This window comes from Marinobacter sp. OP 3.4, assembly GCF_036224885.1.
Taxonomy (GTDB): domain Bacteria; phylum Pseudomonadota; class Gammaproteobacteria; order Pseudomonadales; family Oleiphilaceae; genus Marinobacter.
Genome location: NZ_JAVVLT010000093.1, coordinates 24,299 through 40,327, shown reverse-complemented (window position 1 = coordinate 40,327; position 16,029 = coordinate 24,299). Strand labels below are relative to the sequence as shown.

The following is a 16,029-nucleotide window of genomic DNA, read 5'->3' as shown; positions in this document are numbered from 1 at the left end:
CGGCCTCGCTGGCCGTGTCCGTCGAAGTGGGGCGCATTCTACAGCCTCACCGTTTCCTGTCAACGACCAATACGAACTTTTTTAGGGCGGTCTCGGTTTGCCGCTATAAAACCGCTCAGTTCGCCGCCACATCGGCTAAAAAACAACCCGTCAGTCCTCTGGTGCAGCCCTGCCCTCACCAGCCGGCCGGCGCCCCTGCCGGAACAGCGAGCGTACGGGGCCAGACAGCACATAGATCAGGAATGCGGTGAACAGCACGGTACCCGGATCCAGGGCGATCACCACGAAGACCAATACGACCAGCAGGATCGCCGCAAAGGGAACCCGCCCCCGCATATCCAGGTCCTTGAAGCTGTTGTACAGGATATTGGAGACCATCAGCACACCCGCGCCACCAACAATGACAATGGTCAGTGCCGTCAGCCAGCTTGCCGGCTCGTACTCATGGAAGCACCAGACCAGCCCCGCCACCACGGCGGCCGCCGACGGACTGGGCAACCCCACGAAGAACTTCTTGTCCACGGAGCCAATCTGGGTATTGAAACGCGCCAATCGAAGGGCGGCACCGGCCACGTAGATAAAGGTAATGGCCCACCCTACCTGGCCGAGGTTGTTGAGTGACCAGAAAAAAGCCACCAGCCCCGGGGCCACACCGAAGGCAACCATATCCGCCAGGCTGTCGTATTCCTCGCCAAACTTACTCTGGGTATTGGTCATGCGGGCGACACGGCCATCCAGGCCATCAAGGATCATGGAGACAAAGATGGCGATGGCCGCGTTGGCAAACATGCCATTGGCTGCTGACACGATGGCGTAGAAGCCGGAAAACAGTGAGGCTGTTGTCAGCAGGTTGGGCAGGAGATAGATACCGCGACGACGGACCCGATCACCTTCCACCACCTCTTCCTCTTCCACTTCGCCCGGCCGCGGGTCGTTGTCGTTTTCCGGGACTTTGGCGCTTTTCTTGGCGTCGCTCATGAATCCAATTCCGTCATGGGTGAATTATCCAGTATAACCCCCTGGAGCAAATCGGGAAAAATCACGGTCATTCCTGGAACAAAAAAACGCGGCCCGAAGGCCGCGTTTTCCAGGAGGGAACCGTTTCCCGGGGGAATCAGTTCTTGTCCTTGTCCACGATCTTGTTGGCGGTGATCCACGGCATCATGGAACGCAGCTTCTCACCCACGGTTTCGATCTCATGGGCGGCGTTCTGACGACGACGGGCCGTCATGGACGGGTAGTTCAGGCCACCTTCGGAGATGAACATCTTGGCGTACTCACCGCTCTGGATGCGCTTGAGGGCATTGCGCATGGCTTCGCGGGACTGTTCGTTGATGATTTCCGGACCGGTCACGTACTCGCCATACTCCGCATTGTTGGAGATGGAGTAGTTCATGTTGGCGATGCCGCCCTCGTACATCAGGTCAACGATCAGCTTGAGCTCGTGCAGACACTCGAAGTAGGCCATTTCCGGGGCGTAACCAGCCTCCACCAGGGTCTCGAAACCGGCCTTGACCAGCTCAACGGTACCGCCACACAGGACCGCCTGCTCACCGAACAGGTCGGTTTCGGTCTCGTCCTTGAAGGTGGTCTCGATGATGCCGGTGCGACCACCGCCGATGCCACTGGCGTAGGACAGGGACAGGTTCTTGGCGTTGCCGGAGGCGTCCTGGAAGATGGCGATCAGGTCGGGGATACCGCCACCACGCTCGAACTCGGTACGCACGGTGTGACCCGGCGCCTTGGGAGCCACCATGATCACGTCCAGGTCCTTACGGGGAACGATCTGGTTGTAGTGGATGGCGAAGCCATGGGCGAACGCCAGGGTGGCGCCTTCCTTCAGGTTGGGCTCGATCTGGGACTGGTACAGTTCCGCCTGGTATTCGTCCGGGGTCAGCACCATGACCACGTCAGCAGCCGCAACGGCGCTGGGCACATCGGCGGTCTTCAGGCCATAGGCTTCCGCCTTGGGAATGGATGAGGAGCCGGGGCGCAGACCCACGGTAACATCCACACCGGATTCCTTCAGGTTGCACGCATGGGCGTGGCCCTGGGAGCCGAAACCGAGGATGGCAACTTTCTTGCCCTGGATGATGGAAAGATCGCAATCCTTATCGTAGTAAACCTGCATAGTAACCTCTGTCTTGTATTGGCCCCGCTTCCGGGGCCCTTTTTCGGTGAAATCGTTCAGAAACTCAGAGACTGAGAACCTTCTCGCCACGGGCAATACCGGAGACACCGGAGCGCACCACTTCCAGTACGCCGGCGGTGCCCACGGCCTGGATAAAGGCATCCAGCTTATCGCTGTTGCCTGCCAGCTGCACGGTGTAGACACTGCTGGTGACATCCACGATCTGGCCACGGAAGATGTCCACGGTGCGCTTGATCTCCGCCCGCTGGGCACCGCTGGCCTTGAGCTTGACCAGCATCAGTTCCCGCTCGATGTGCGCCCCCTCGGTCAGGTCCACCAGCTTGACCACCTCAATCAGCTTATTGAGCTGTTTGGTGATCTGTTCGATGACCTTGTCGGAGCCGGTGGTGGTGACGGTGAGACGGGACAGGGTCTCGTCTTCCGTGGGCGCCACGGTGAGGGTTTCGATGTTGTAATTGCGCTGGGAGAACAGCCCGACCACCCGGGACAGCGCGCCCGGTTCGTTTTCCAGCAAAACAGAAATGATTCGACGCATGATCACACCCTCTCCGTCTTGCTGAGCCACATATCTTTCATGGCACCACGGGCCACCTGCATGGGATAGACGTGCTCGAAACGGTCAACCTGGATATCCACAAACACCAGCCGATCCTTCATCGCCAGCGCTTCCTTCAGTTTCGACTCCAGGTCTTCCTTCCTGTCGATCCGCATACCGACGTGGCCATAGGCCTCTGCCAGCTTGATGAAGTCCGGCAGTGACCCCATGTAGGACTCGGCATGGCGAGACTCATAGTTCATGTCCTGCCACTGCTTGACCATGCCCAACGCCTGGTTATTCAGGTTGATGATTTTCACCGGCAGGTTGTACTGCGTGCAGGTGGACAACTCCTGAATGTTCATCTGGATGCTGCCCTCGCCCGTAATGCACAGCACTTCGTCGTCCGGATAGTGGAGCTTGACGCCCATGGCTGCCGGAAAACCGAAGCCCATGGTGCCCAGCCCCCCGGAGTTAATCCAGCGGTTGGGCCGGTCGAACTTGTAGTACTGGGCCGCAAACATCTGGTGCTGGCCGACATCGGTGGTCACGTACGCCTCGCCATTGGTCAGCCTGTGCAGCATTTCAATGACTTCCTGGGGCTTGATGACGTCGTCACTGGTTTCGTAGCGCATGCCGTGGAAGGCCCGCCAGTCGTCGATCTGCTTCCACCAGGCCTTGAGGGCATCGGCATCCGGCTTATGCTCGGATTCCTTCACCATGCCGATCATTTCACGGAGCACTGCATCCACCGGGCCGACAATGGGCACATCCGCCTCCACGGTCTTGGAGATGGACGCCGGATCAATGTCGATGTGAATGATGCGGGCACCGGGGCAGAACTTCTCGGTGGCATTGGTGACACGGTCATCGAACCGCGCGCCCACTGCCAGGATCAGATCCGAGTGATGCATGGCCATGTTGGACTCGTAGGTCCCGTGCATGCCCAGCCAGCCTACGTGCTGAGGATCCGACGCCGGATAGCAGCCGATGCCCATCAGGGTGTTGGTGAGCGGGTATCCCAGCATACGGGTCAGCTCGGTGAGCTGATCGGTGGCCTTACCCAGGATCACGCCACCACCGGCGTAGATGATCGGGCGCTTGGCGGACAACAGCATATCCACCGCCTTGCGGATCTGACCGGTGTGCCCGCGAACCGCCGGGTTGTAGGACCGCAGCTTGACCTTCTTGGGATAGGAATACTCGTAACGCTCATTGGGGGTGGTCATATCCTTGGGAATATCCACCACCACCGGACCCGGACGACCGGTAGACGCGATGTAGTAGGCCTTGCGGATGATCTCCGGAATCTCCTCCGGATGGCGCACAGACAGGTTGTGCTTAACGACCGGACGGGAGACGCCGATCATGTCGGTTTCCTGGAAGGCATCCTCACCGATCAGGGTGGACGCCACCTGACCGCACAGCACCACCATGGGAATGGAATCCATGAAGGCGGTGGCGATGCCGGTGATTGTGTTGGTGGCTCCAGGACCCGAGGTCACCAGTACGGTACCTGGTTTTCCGGAGGCCCGGGCGTAACCGTCGGCCATGTGGACCGCGGCCTGCTCGTGGCGCACCAGGATATGCTTGACTTTGTCCTGCCTGAACAGCGCGTCATAGATATGAAGCGCCGCACCACCGGGATAACCATAAATGTACTCTATACCCTCATCCTGCAAGGAGCGGATGAGCATATCGGCACCAGACAATAACTCCACGTGATGTACCCTCTATATACGAGTGAATGTTACGGGAATCGTCCCGAATTGCCTGGATGCCCGGTGCCTTGGCCTCTTTTGAAGGCCGGCATGGGCGTTCCGCCACACCATTTCTGACAGAGGTTGTCTCCTGGACAGCCCGGTTCCTGAGGGTTCCGGAACAGGGCCAGTCAACGGGTTGCCATCATACTGGGCGCTTTGCCGATAGAAAAAAGCAACCGCCTGTACCCGGGGTACAGGAAGCACAGTGTGGTATTCAACGGGGGTTACTGCTCGGGATTGCCTGCCGTATTGACCCCTGCTTTCAGGCAACCTGTAATTCTGACAGCGGGAAAGATTCTGTCAATAGAAACCGCGTGTCAGGCGCCCTTATGGCGCCCATTCCCGCGCATCTGGTTTGATTTTGCAACGGGTTCTGGCAGAAACGTCCAACCAAGCCCTTGCGAGAGGATACCAGGCTGCTCCCTGGTTCACAGAATTGAGACCAATGCAGGAAAACCTTGACCCGCCATGGCATGATTGTCGTTAAATGGCTGGTGTTGGCTGGTCCTGCCTTATTGCCCGACAGGTGCCACATCGGCCCGTCAGTTCAACTTCGAGGGATTTTGCGGTTATGATCCAACGCCTGATATTACTGGCCCTGATTGGCCTGATGGCTCCCACTCTTGCCTTCGCTGAGTCAGTCTACCGCTGGGAGGATGAAAACGGTGTGGTGCACTTTGGAGACCGTGAACCGACTGGCCGCGCCTCCGAGAGGGTCAGCGTCAAAACCGGCCAGTCCAGCAGCGACGCCGAACGACAGTCAGCCCAGGAGCAGGTAAGAGCCCTGGACGAGAGCCAGGCCGAACGGGAGCGCCGCGAGAAAGAAACCGCTGTCGAGGAAGCCCGACGCAAGCAACGGGAGGCCCGATGCCAGACCGCCCAGGCGAACCTTAAAACCATCAACAGCAACGCCCGCATCCGGGTGGAGGAAGATGGCGAGCAACGTTACCTGAGCCCCGAGGAAATCGAGGAGAAGAAGCAGCAGTTCGAAGACATTGTCAGTGAGAGCTGCGGCGAGCCCGCCTCCTGAACTTTCCCTGGATAACCGTCCCAGGGCTGTGGCAGTTATAAGAAACGGGAACCCGCGGGTTCCCGTTTCTTATTTGACCGGGCAAGGACATCAACCCTTGCTGAACACCAGGTGGTGGTCCTGCACCGTCGCCCGGATGACGTCGCCGGGGACAAACTCACCCTGCAGCAACTGCTGGGCCAGCGGGTTCTCGATCATGCGCTGGATAGCCCGCTTCAGTGGCCGGGCCCCATAGACTGGGTCGTACCCCACTTCCGCCAGCAGGTCCATGGCGGAGTCGTCCAGCTCCAGCCGCATATCCTGTTCCTTCAGGCGCTTGCCAAGTGATTCGATCTGAATGCTGGCAATACCACGGATCTGGTTCTCCGCCAGGGGATGGAACACCACCACTTCGTCCACCCGGTTAATGAACTCGGGACGGAAGTGGGTACCCACCACCTCCATGACGGCGTTCTTCATGGCCTCGTAGTTCTCCTCCCCGGCCTTCTGCTGGATGATGTCCGACCCCAGGTTGGAAGTCATCACGATCACCGTATTGCGGAAGTCAACGGTGCGACCCTGGCCATCGGTCAGGCGGCCATCCTCCAGCACCTGCAGCAGGATGTTGAACACATCCGGATGGGCTTTCTCCACCTCATCCAGCAACAGCACCGAGTAGGGCCGGCGGCGCACGGCCTCGGTCAGGTAGCCACCCTCTTCGTAACCCACGTAGCCGGGAGGCGCACCAATCAGCCGGGCCACGGAATGCTTTTCCATGAACTCGGACATGTCGATACGCACCATGGCCTCCTCGGTATCGAACAGGAAGGCCGCCAGCGACTTGCACAGCTCGGTCTTGCCCACCCCGGTCGGGCCAAGGAACAGGAAGGAGCCGTTGGGCCGGTGGGGATCGGACAACCCCGCCCGAGATCGGCGCACCGCGTTGGCCACGGCCTCGACGGCCTCGTCCTGGCCGATGACCCGCTGGTGGAGGGCTTCCTCCATGCGCATCAGCTTGTCGCGCTCCCCTTCCAGCATCTTGGACACCGGGATGCCGGTCCACTTGGAAACCACCTCGGCGATCTCCTCGTCGGTGACCCGATTACGCAGCAGCTTCATCTCCATCATTTCGGCCTGGCTGGCCATATCCAGTTGCCGCTCCAGCTCCGGAATGGTGCCGTACTGCAGCTCGGACATCTTGCCCAGGTCGCCGGCGCGGCGGGCATTCTCCAGGTCGATCCGGGCCTGCTCAAGCTGGCTCTTGATCTTCTGGGAGCCGTGCAGCGCGGCCTTCTCGGTGTTCCAGACCTCCTCAAGATCAGCGTACTCCCGTTCAACACCGGTGATGACACTGGACAGCTCTTCCAGCCGCTTCCTGGAGGCCGCATCGCTTTCCTTCTTGAGAGCCTCCCGCTCGATCTTGAGCTGGATCAGTCGCCGCTCCAGGCGATCCAGGGCCTCCGGCTTGGAGTCCATCTCCATGCGGATCTGACTGGCGGCCTCATCCACCAGGTCGATGGCCTTGTCCGGCAGCTGTCGGTCCGTGATGTAGCGGTGTGACAGCTTGGCGGCGGCAATGATCGCGCCGTCGGTGACCTCGACACCGTGGTGCACCTCATACCGCTCCTTGAGACCACGGAGGATGGCAATGGTGTCTTCCTCGGTGGGCTCGGTGACCAGCACCTTCTGGAACCGGCGCTCCAGGGCCGCATCCTTCTCGATGTTCTCGCGGTATTCGTCCAGGGTGGTGGCGCCCACGCAATGCAGCTCGCCACGGGCCAGGGCCGGTTTGAGCATGTTGCCGGCATCCATGGAGCCTTCGGCCTTGCCGGCGCCGACCATGGTGTGGATCTCATCGATAAACAGGATGATCTGGCCTTCCTGCTTGGCAAGCTCATTGAGTACGGCCTTCAGGCGCTCCTCGAACTCCCCCCGGAACTTGGCACCAGCAATCAGCGCCCCCATATCCAAGGATAATACCCGCTTGTCCTTGAGGCCATCCGGCACCTCGCCATTGACGATGCGCTGGGCCAGGCCTTCCACAATGGCGGTCTTGCCCACGCCCGGCTCGCCGATCAGCACCGGGTTGTTCTTGCGACGGCGCTGGAGGACCTGGATGGTGCGACGGATTTCATCGTCACGACCGATCACCGGATCCAGCTTGCCGGCCTCGGCGCGCTCGGTCAGGTCAATGGTATATTTGGACAGGGCCTGGCGGTTCTCCTCGGCGCCGGCGTCGTTAACCGCTTCACCACCGCGGATTTCGTCAATCGCCTTTTCCAGGCCTTCCTTTGTCACCCCCTGCTCTTTCAGCACACGTCCGAGAGTGCCCCGGTTTTCCAGCGCCGCCAGCAACATGAGTTCACTGGAAATAAACTGATCGCCCCGCTGCTGGGCCAGCTTGTCCGCCACATTGAACAGGCGGCCCATGTCGTTGGACATGGAAACATCCCCCGCCGAACCTTTCACTTCCGGCAGGTTCTCGATCTCCCAGGCAATCGCCTGTCGCACCCGGTTGGGTTCAGCCCCGGCGTGCCTGAGCAGCGGCTTGATACCACTGCCTTCCTGATCCAGCAGCGCATGCATCAGGTGGACGGGCTCAATAAAGTTGTGATCCCTGCCGACCGCCAATGACTGGGCGTCTGCAAGGGCGGTCTGTAACCGGCTGGTGAGCTTGTCGATTCTCATGGTCTGTTGTCCCCAGTTCTCGCTAACAATGCCTTTGCCCAACAACCTGGCGGAATCGTTCCCGTGGCAAATGACATGCGGATTGCTTTGACCTTTAATGTAGGGCCAACTGGGGGGACTTCAAGGCAAAGACGGCCCGAAGTGTCAGAAAATTGACAGGGATCAGTGGATGGCGAGGCTGGTACTCAGGGTTCCAGCCAGATACAGGACGCCATGCGACCGGTCTGACCATCCCGGCGGTAGGAAAAAAACCGTTGTGGTTCACTCACCGTACACCAGTCGCCGCCATGGATAGCTTCGACACCGGCCTGCTGCAAACGGAATCGGGCCAGCCCGACGATATCCGCCAGGAAATGCCCGGGGCGATCCGGCGACAAGGCGAAGCACGGGTCCAACTGGCGGCTGAACGCCAGGAATCGCTCCCTAACCTCCGGCCCCACTTCAAAGCGTTCAGGGCCAATGGCCGGCCCCAGCCACGCCAGCACCTGCGAAGGCTGGTCAAACTCGGCTACCGTATTCTCCAGTACGCCATCCGCCAGCCCCCGCCAGCCGGCATGGGCCGCCGCCACCCGGGTTCCTTCCCGGTTGCAGAACAGGACCGGCAGGCAGTCCGCCGTCAGGATGGTGCAGACGACGCCGGGTTGGTCCGTCACCGCCGCATCGGCCAGAAGGTTTTCTCCTGGCAGGCGTGCGACATCAATGCCATGCACCTGCTGCAGCCAGTGGAAGTCCTCTGTTTCCAGGTGGGCCCAGTGGGCCAGCCGACGGCGGTTTTCCAGGACATCCCCGTGGTTGTCACCCACATGGTCCCCCAGGTTGAAGCTGTCCCACGGAGGAGAACTGGCACCGCCGGACCGGGTGGTGCACAGGGCCCGCACCCGGGATGGCGCTGGCCAGTCAGGGTGGATCAACGGCAGTTCAGAACTCATGGCTTTCCAGTTCCTTCGCGTGTTGGCGCAGGGCTGTCAGCAACTGTTCGAAATCCTCCGGGAGCGGCGTTTCCCAGGTCAGTATCTCGCCGGTCTCCGGGTGCTCCAGGGTCAGTTGGCGGGCATGGAGGGCCTGGCGCTGGAACCCGGCCAGCACCTCCCGCAATGCCTCAGTGGTGCCCTTTGGCAGCCGCAGGCGACCACCGTACTGTGGATCCCCCACCAACGGGTGCTTCACATGGGCCATATGGACGCGGATCTGGTGCGTGCGACCACTCTCCAACTTGCACCGGACATGAGTGTGGGCGGCGAAGCGCTCCACCAGCCGGTAGTGGGTGACGGCGGGCTTGCCCGAGGCCACCACAGCCATTTTCTTGCGGTCGCGGGGATGACGGCCGATGGGTGCATCCACGGTGGCGCCCCCGGTGAGCTCACCCACGACCACAGCTTCGTATTCACGTCCCATGGTCCGCTCCTGCAGCTGATCCACCAGGGAAGTATGGGCAATCAGACTGCGGGCGACCACCATGATGCCGGAGGTATCCTTGTCCAGCCGATGGACAATACCTGCCCTGGGCAGGTTCTCCACCTCTGGCGCATAGTTGAGGAGCGCGTTGACCAGGGTACCATCGGCGTGGCCCGCCGCCGGATGCACCACCAGGCCAGCAGGCTTGTTGATCACCAGCAGGTGCTCGTCCTCGTAGACCACATCCAGCTCGATGGCCTGTGCCTGCCATTCCACCTGCGCCTCGGGCTCCGCATCCAGTTCGATACGGTCGCCGAGCATTACCTTTTCCCGCGGTTTGCACTGGCGGCCATTCAAGGTCAGGTGTCCGTCCTTGATCCAGCCCTGCAGTCGCGACCGGGAATGTTCTGGCATCAGCTCCGACACCGCCTGGTCCAGCCGCCGGTCGGAGAGTTCATGGGGCACCTCGAATGAGGCACGAATTCGGGAAAGTTCTGTCATACTGGCCCCGGGCCGTTTGGGGGACTGATCGGTCCGCAACGCCGGAACCCCGATCTTCGCAGTCACCCTGGTGAATGTCCGTTAACCCACTGCACAACAGCGGACAAGGCCGTTACAATGGCCGATCCCGGTGGGAGCCACCGGTTCAAACGTTATTATACGGGATTCAGGCATGAGATCAGGTTTTCGTTGTGTATTAGTGGCCGCCACGCTGGTTCTGGGCGCCTGCGCTTCCACCCAGGAGGAGGCGGAGGTACTGCCGGAAGAAACCTACTACGAGGAAGCCCGCAGCGCCATGAACTCGGGCAACTTCAACGAGGCGGAGAGCAACCTGGACCAGTTGGAGACCTACTACCCGTTCGGTCGCTATGCTGAACAGGCCCAACTCGACCTGATCTACGCCCGCTACCAGAACCTGGACCTGGAAGGCGCCCGCAGTGCCGCTGACCGCTTCCTGCGCCTGAACCCGCAAAGTGAACAGGCGGACTATGCCCTGTATATGCGGGGCCTGGCGTCCTACAACCTGGATGTGGGACTGGCAACACGATACCTGGGCGTGGATCCCACCGATCGTGACCCGGGGGAGCAGCGCCGGGCCTTCCAGGATTTCTCCGAACTGCTGAGCCGCTACCCGGACAGTGAGTACGCGCCGGATGCCCGTCAGCGCATGATTGCCATCCGCAACCGACTGGCCGAGCTGGAACTCCACGCCGCCAACTATTACATCCGTCGACAAGCCTACCTGGCCGCCAACAACCGGGCCCGCTATGTGGTGGAGAACTACCCCGAATCGCCTTCCACGGAAGAAGCCCTGATCCTGATGGCGGAAACCTATCAGGCCTTGGAACTGGATGATGCCGCCAAGGATGCGATCCGCCTGCTGGCCGTCAACTACCCGGGCAGCGAGGCTTTCGACCGCAACCTGAACTTCCAGGGTCGGGACCTGACACCCGAGAGCCGGTCACTGCTGAACGTGGTCACCTTCGGCCTGCTCGGGGACTGACGCCTTCAGGGGCTGCCGCAATGTGTCAGCCCTTATCGCCTTTCTTCAGTTGCCGGGCTTCCAGCCATTGGTAATGGGATAGCGCCGGTCCTTGCCGAATCCCCGTTCGGTGATCCTGACGCCGATCGGTGCCTGCCGGCGCTTGTATTCGTTAATATCCACCAGCCGCACGGCCCGCTCCACATCGGCGCGATCGAATCCTTCCGCCACAATGGCCTCGGCACTGAAATCCCTTTCCACATACAGATTGAGGATCTGATCCAGGACATCGTAGCCGGGCAGGCTGTCCTCATCCTTCTGGTCCGGCGCCAGTTCCGCGGACGGGGGACGGGTTATCACCCGCTCCGGGATAACCGGGCCAAGGGTATTGCGGTACCGGGCCAGCCTGAACACCAGGGTCTTCGGCACATCCTTGAGGGCATCAAAACCACCGGCCATGTCGCCGTAGAGGGTGGAGTACCCTACCGCCAGCTCGCTCTTGTTGCCGGTGGTCAGCACCAGGGACCCGAACTTGTTGGACAGGGACATCAACAGCACACCACGCAGGCGCGCCTGCAGGTTCTCTTCGGTGGTGTCCGGCTTGGTGCCCTCGAACGGTTTGGCCAGGGTCGCCATGAACGCATCGTACATGGGCTCGATGGAGAAGACGTCGTAATGCACGCTCAGGGCGCTGGCTTGTGCCTCGGCATCCTCCAGACTCATGGATGAGGTATAGCGGAACGGCATCATCACCGCACGCACCCGATCCGCCCCCAGGGCATCGACCGCAATCGCCAGCGTGACCGCGGAGTCAATGCCGCCGGACAGCCCCAGCACCACGGAACGGAAGCCGTTCTTGTTGACGTAGTCCCGGACGCCAAGCACCAGGGCCCTGTAGATGTTTTCCTCCAGGGAAGGCTCGGGAAGTGGTGGCCGGGACAGTGGCTGGCAATGGTGGTCGTAGAGGAACTCCACGGCATACAGCCCCTCGTCAAACTGGGGTGCCTCCACCGCCAGCTCACCGGAATGATCATAGACCAGGGAGCCGCCGTCAAACACCAGTTCATCCTGCCCGCCCACCAGGTTGACGTAGATGATACTGATGGCGTTATCCCGGGATTTGCCTTCCAGCAATGCCTTGCGACGGGCCTGCTTGCCGATATCGTAAGGGGAAGCGTTGAGGTTGATCAGCAACTGGGCGCCGGCAGCAGCGGCCCGCTCGACCGGCCCGTCACTCCAGATATCCTCACACACCGTGAGCCCCACGGGCACACCCCGCAATTCCATGACGCAGGTGTCGAAGCCGGCGGCAAAATAACGCTTTTCATCGAATACCTGGTAGTTGGGCGGAAACTGCTTGCAGTAGGTAGCGACAACCTCGCCACCATCCACCACCAGGGCCGCGTTGTACAGCAGCCCGCCCTGACGGACCGGCGCCCCGATAACACAGGCGGCCCGCAGTCCGGCCTGGCAGAGCTCCGCCAGCGCGTCGGCCACCCTCAACTCCAGGCTCGGCCTCAGCAACAGGTCCTCTGGCGGGTAGCCGGTGAGGCAAAGTTCCGGAAATACAACCAGATCTGCGTTATGCTCCCGCTCGGCCCTGCGGACCGCATCGATGACCAGGCGGGTGTTTCCGGGTATGTCCCCCACCAGGAAATCCATCTGTGCCATGACGACAGTGAGTTTCCGGGTGGTCTGGCCCACCGCTCCTGCACCTGGCTGCTCGGACATGCTCCGCTCCTGTAACCTGTTGCCGTGAAAAGGCTATTATAACGGTGTGCAGAATGGATTTCTGCCGCGTTGAGGCATGGAAAGCCCCATAAACCCATTGCAACAACGCAAGAGATGTCCGCTTGAACGACGTTCCGCCGGAAAACACCGAACAATCCGCCAGCCCCCTGACACCGGCTCCCCCTTTACAGAGCCAGAGGCTTTTCAGGGTGTACAATGTGTACCGGATTGTGATCAGCCTGGTGCTGGCCGGCCTGCTGTTTGTCGATCCGGCCCAAATGGACCAGCCCATGCGCCTGCCGGCCCAGTACCAGTCCGGCGTGCTGGCGTACCTGGCGCTCAACATCATTATCGGCATTTTGCTGGTACAGGGCTTCCGGCCCAGCCAACGCCATATCACCCTCTCCCTGCTGTTCGACATCCTCGCTATCCACTTTTTCCTCGCCACCAGCACCGGCATCACCAACGGCCTGGCCAACCTGATCATCATTTCGGTGGCGGCGGGCAACATCCTGACCCCCAGCCGCATGGGCATCTTCTACGCCGCCCTGGCAGCCATTTGCTCCCTGGCCATTTCCGGATGGGGCGTCGTAGCCCTGGATGAGAGTGTCGACAACATCGTGCGGGCCGGCTCACTGGGGATACTCTACTTCGGTGCGGCACTGATCCTGCAGTCGGTGACCCGGCGCATGCAACGCAGTGAAGCACTGGCTGACTTCCGTGCCCGCAGCATTATGGAGCTGGAGAAGATCAACGAACAGATTATCCAGCGCATGCGTACCGGTATTGTGGTCACCGACCAGGATGGCCGCATCCGGCTGGCCAATGGTGCCGCCGAGGAACTCCTCTTTGGCCTGACCGGCAACCACGGCCACCAGAGCCGTGTCCTGCCCATCGCCCTGCTGGAGGGCCTGGCAGCCTGGAAGGAGAACCCGCAAAAGCGCCCCGAACCCTGCCAGATCCAGTCCGCAGCCCCGATGATACAGGCCAGCTTCACCCGCCTGGACGAAGAGAACAGCGACCTGATCCTGGTGTTTATCGAGGACCTGAGCAAGGTGACCCAGCAGGCCCAACAGATGAAACTGGCGTCCCTGGGCCGGCTGACGGCCAGCATCGCCCATGAAGTTCGCAATCCCCTGGGCGCCATCAGCCACGCGGCCCAGTTGATGCGGGAGTCCGGCGATATCAGTGAGGCGGATCGCCGCATGCTGGATATTGTCCAGCGCCACTCACGGCGGGTAAATGGCATTATCGAAAACGTGCTGGACCTGTCCCGCCGACGCCAGGCCAATGCCGAGCTGGTGGATCTCCCACAATGGCTGGAAGACTTTACCCAGGAGTACCAGCAGGCCCGGGGGAGTCACGAAACCAGGAAGGGCCGTATCAACCTGGAGGTGCTGCCCCGTGTCCCACAGGCCCGCTTCGACAGGAGCCAGATCGAACAGGTTCTAACCAACCTGTGCGACAACGGCCTGCGCTACAGCCAGGAACAGACCGGTTCAGCAACGCTGACGTTGCGGGTTGGCGCCACCGCCGACGGCGAGCGGGCCTACATCGATATACAGGACGATGGCCCGGGCATCTCCGAGGAACACCGGGCCTCGATCTTCGAACCTTTCTTTACCACCGACAAGAGCGGCACCGGCCTGGGCCTCTACCTGGCCCGGGAGCTGTGCGAAACCAACCAGGCCCACCTGTCACTACTGAAGGACTACGGCCAGGGCTGCTGTTTCCGGATTACCTTCGCGCCGTCCGGCCGCCTGATCTAACGGAGTTTAAGGACGTTTCCCCATGACCACCCATACCGCACTGATAGTGGATGATGAACCGGATATCCGCGAACTGCTGGAGATCACCCTGGTCCGCATGGGCATCGCCACCCGCTCGGCCCCGGACCTCGCCACCGCCCGCGAACTGCTTGAGGCGGAGCCCGCCCACCTGTGCCTGACGGACATGAACCTGCCGGATGGCAACGGCATCGACCTGGTCGCCTGGATACAGGAGCACGCTCCGGAGACACCGGTGGCGGTCATCACCGCCTATGGCAACATGGACACCGCCATCGAAGCGCTCAAGGCCGGTGCCTTCGACTTCGTCTCGAAACCGGTGGAACTACCCAGGCTGCGGGACCTGGTGCAGAGCGCCCTCAAGCTGTCGGAACCGGAGCACCAGGAACAGGAACCGACGGATGAGCCCGGCCTGCTGCTCGGCGACTCCCGGGAAATCCGCCGGCTACGCAGCCAGACCCGGAAACTGGCCCGGAGCCAGGCCCCGGTATTCATCAGCGGCGAATCAGGCAGCGGTAAGGAACTGGTGGCTCGCATGATCCACCTGCAGGGCCCGCGGAGTGATGCGCCCTTCGTCGCCGTTAACTGTGGAGCCATCCCCTCCGAGCTGATGGAGAGTGAGTTCTTCGGCCATCGCAAGGGCAGTTTCACCGGCGCCAACGAGAACAAGGACGGCCTGTTCCGTAGCGCCAATGGTGGCACCCTGTTCCTGGATGAAGTGGCCGACCTGCCCCTGGCCATGCAGGTTAAACTGCTGCGGGCCATCCAGGAAAAGGCCGTGCGCCCGGTGGGCGAATCCAGGGAGGTGGAGGTGGATATCCGCATACTCAGCGCCACCCACAAGAACCTGCCGGAACTGGTGAAGGACGGCAGCTTCCGCCAGGACCTGTTCTACCGGATCAACGTGATCGAACTCGCCGTGCCCCCATTGCGCGAGCGGCCGGATGACATCCCCCTGCTCTCAACGCACATCCTGGAGCGCATCGCGAAGGAATACGAGTGCCCCCCGGCCAAGCTGAGCAAGGGCGCCCTCGCCTACCTGCGGGACTATGCCTTCCCCGGCAACGTCCGGGAACTGGAGAACATCCTCGAGCGGGCCTTTACCCTGTGCGACGCCGAAGTGATCGATACCGATGACCTGCACATCGGAACCCCGCCCATCGACCTGCCAGACGGCCGCCCCAACAGTCAGAGTGAAGACCACAATGATACATTGCCGCCGGTTCCCGATGGGGAGATGGATCTTGAGGGCTACCTGGAGACCATTGAGCGGCAGGCCATTGAGAAGGCCCTGGAGGCTACCCGGTGGAACAAGACCGCAGCTGCCAAGCGGTTGGGGATCAGCTTTCGGGCGTTGCGGTATCGGTTGAAGAAGTTGGGGATGGAATAGACACGTCGCCGAAAAAGGTCAGTAATCGCTTACAATAGTTGGAGAGGTATCCGCTTCAAGCGAGCCATTCTCCTTTCCAGAATACAGCCCTTTGCC

Annotated in this window: 12 protein-coding genes; 4 read left to right on the top strand and 8 right to left on the bottom strand. The window is 61.2% G+C overall.

What is annotated here, in order from left to right; all coding sequences use genetic code 11:
• Positions 1-150: 150 nt before the first annotated feature.
• The 4 genes from pssA to RO069_RS14905 form a co-directional block, all read right to left on the bottom strand.
• The gene (gene pssA / locus RO069_RS14920) at positions 151-978 is read right to left on the bottom strand and encodes a CDP-diacylglycerol--serine O-phosphatidyltransferase (protein WP_328188569.1); all 828 of its coding nucleotides are present in this window, start codon (positions 976-978) and stop codon (positions 151-153) included.
• Positions 979-1,114: 136 nt separating this feature from the next.
• Entirely contained in the window at positions 1,115-2,293 is a 1,179-nt protein-coding gene (gene ilvC / locus RO069_RS14915; RefSeq protein ID WP_328188567.1) for a ketol-acid reductoisomerase, read from the bottom strand.
• On the bottom strand, positions 2,196-2,687 hold the full coding sequence (ilvN, locus tag RO069_RS14910; RefSeq protein ID WP_328188565.1) for an acetolactate synthase small subunit: 492 nt from the start codon (positions 2,685-2,687) through the stop codon (positions 2,196-2,198). Before ilvN ends, ilvC begins: the two co-directional genes overlap by 98 nt.
• A gap of 2 nt (positions 2,688-2,689) precedes the next feature.
• Positions 2,690-4,408 (bottom strand): acetolactate synthase 3 large subunit, encoded by a 1,719-nt coding sequence (locus tag RO069_RS14905; protein WP_328188563.1) that lies wholly within the window; start codon positions 4,406-4,408, stop codon positions 2,690-2,692.
• A gap of 613 nt (positions 4,409-5,021) precedes the next feature.
• Here RO069_RS14905 and RO069_RS14900 point away from each other — a divergent pair.
• The gene (locus tag RO069_RS14900) at positions 5,022-5,480 is read left to right on the top strand and encodes a DUF4124 domain-containing protein (RefSeq protein WP_328188561.1); all 459 of its coding nucleotides are present in this window, start codon (positions 5,022-5,024) and stop codon (positions 5,478-5,480) included.
• A gap of 90 nt (positions 5,481-5,570) precedes the next feature.
• On the opposite strand, the gene clpB is transcribed toward RO069_RS14900, so the two are convergent.
• The 3 genes from clpB to rluD all read right to left on the bottom strand — a co-directional run bounded on the left by clpB (position 5,571) and on the right by rluD (position 10,043).
• Positions 5,571-8,147: an ATP-dependent chaperone ClpB gene (gene clpB / locus RO069_RS14895; RefSeq protein WP_328188560.1), complete on the bottom strand. Its 2,577-nt coding sequence runs from the start codon at positions 8,145-8,147 to the stop codon at positions 5,571-5,573.
• A 185-nt stretch (positions 8,148-8,332) separates the two neighbouring features.
• Positions 8,333-9,076, bottom strand: coding sequence for a peptidoglycan editing factor PgeF (pgeF, locus tag RO069_RS14890; RefSeq protein WP_328188559.1), 744 nt, complete (start codon positions 9,074-9,076; stop codon positions 8,333-8,335).
• A complete protein-coding gene (gene rluD / locus RO069_RS14885; RefSeq protein WP_328188557.1) occupies positions 9,066-10,043 on the bottom strand; it encodes a 23S rRNA pseudouridine(1911/1915/1917) synthase RluD in 978 nt (325 codons plus the stop codon). Before rluD ends, pgeF begins: the two co-directional genes overlap by 11 nt.
• 172 nt (positions 10,044-10,215) lie before the next feature.
• On the opposite strand from rluD, the gene RO069_RS14880 reads away from it, so the two are divergent.
• Entirely contained in the window at positions 10,216-11,046 is an 831-nt protein-coding gene (locus RO069_RS14880; protein WP_328188556.1) for an outer membrane protein assembly factor BamD, read from the top strand.
• A 45-nt stretch (positions 11,047-11,091) separates the two neighbouring features.
• Here RO069_RS14880 and RO069_RS14875 read toward each other — a convergent pair whose 3' ends face one another.
• Positions 11,092-12,756 (bottom strand): NAD+ synthase, encoded by a 1,665-nt coding sequence (locus RO069_RS14875; protein ID WP_328188554.1) that lies wholly within the window; start codon positions 12,754-12,756, stop codon positions 11,092-11,094.
• Positions 12,757-12,878: 122 nt separating this feature from the next.
• Here RO069_RS14875 and RO069_RS14870 point away from each other — a divergent pair, with 122 nt between their 5' ends.
• Together RO069_RS14870 and RO069_RS14865 are read left to right on the top strand one after the other, a co-directional pair.
• Positions 12,879-14,525 carry an ATP-binding protein gene (locus RO069_RS14870; RefSeq protein ID WP_328188552.1) on the top strand — a complete coding sequence of 549 codons (1,647 nt, stop codon included), beginning with the start codon at positions 12,879-12,881 and terminating at the stop codon, positions 14,523-14,525.
• Between the two features lie 22 nt (positions 14,526-14,547).
• Complete coding sequence (locus RO069_RS14865; protein WP_328188550.1) at positions 14,548-15,933, top strand: sigma-54-dependent transcriptional regulator; 1,386 nt, start codon at positions 14,548-14,550, stop codon at positions 15,931-15,933.
• Positions 15,934-16,029: the final 96 nt, after the last annotated feature.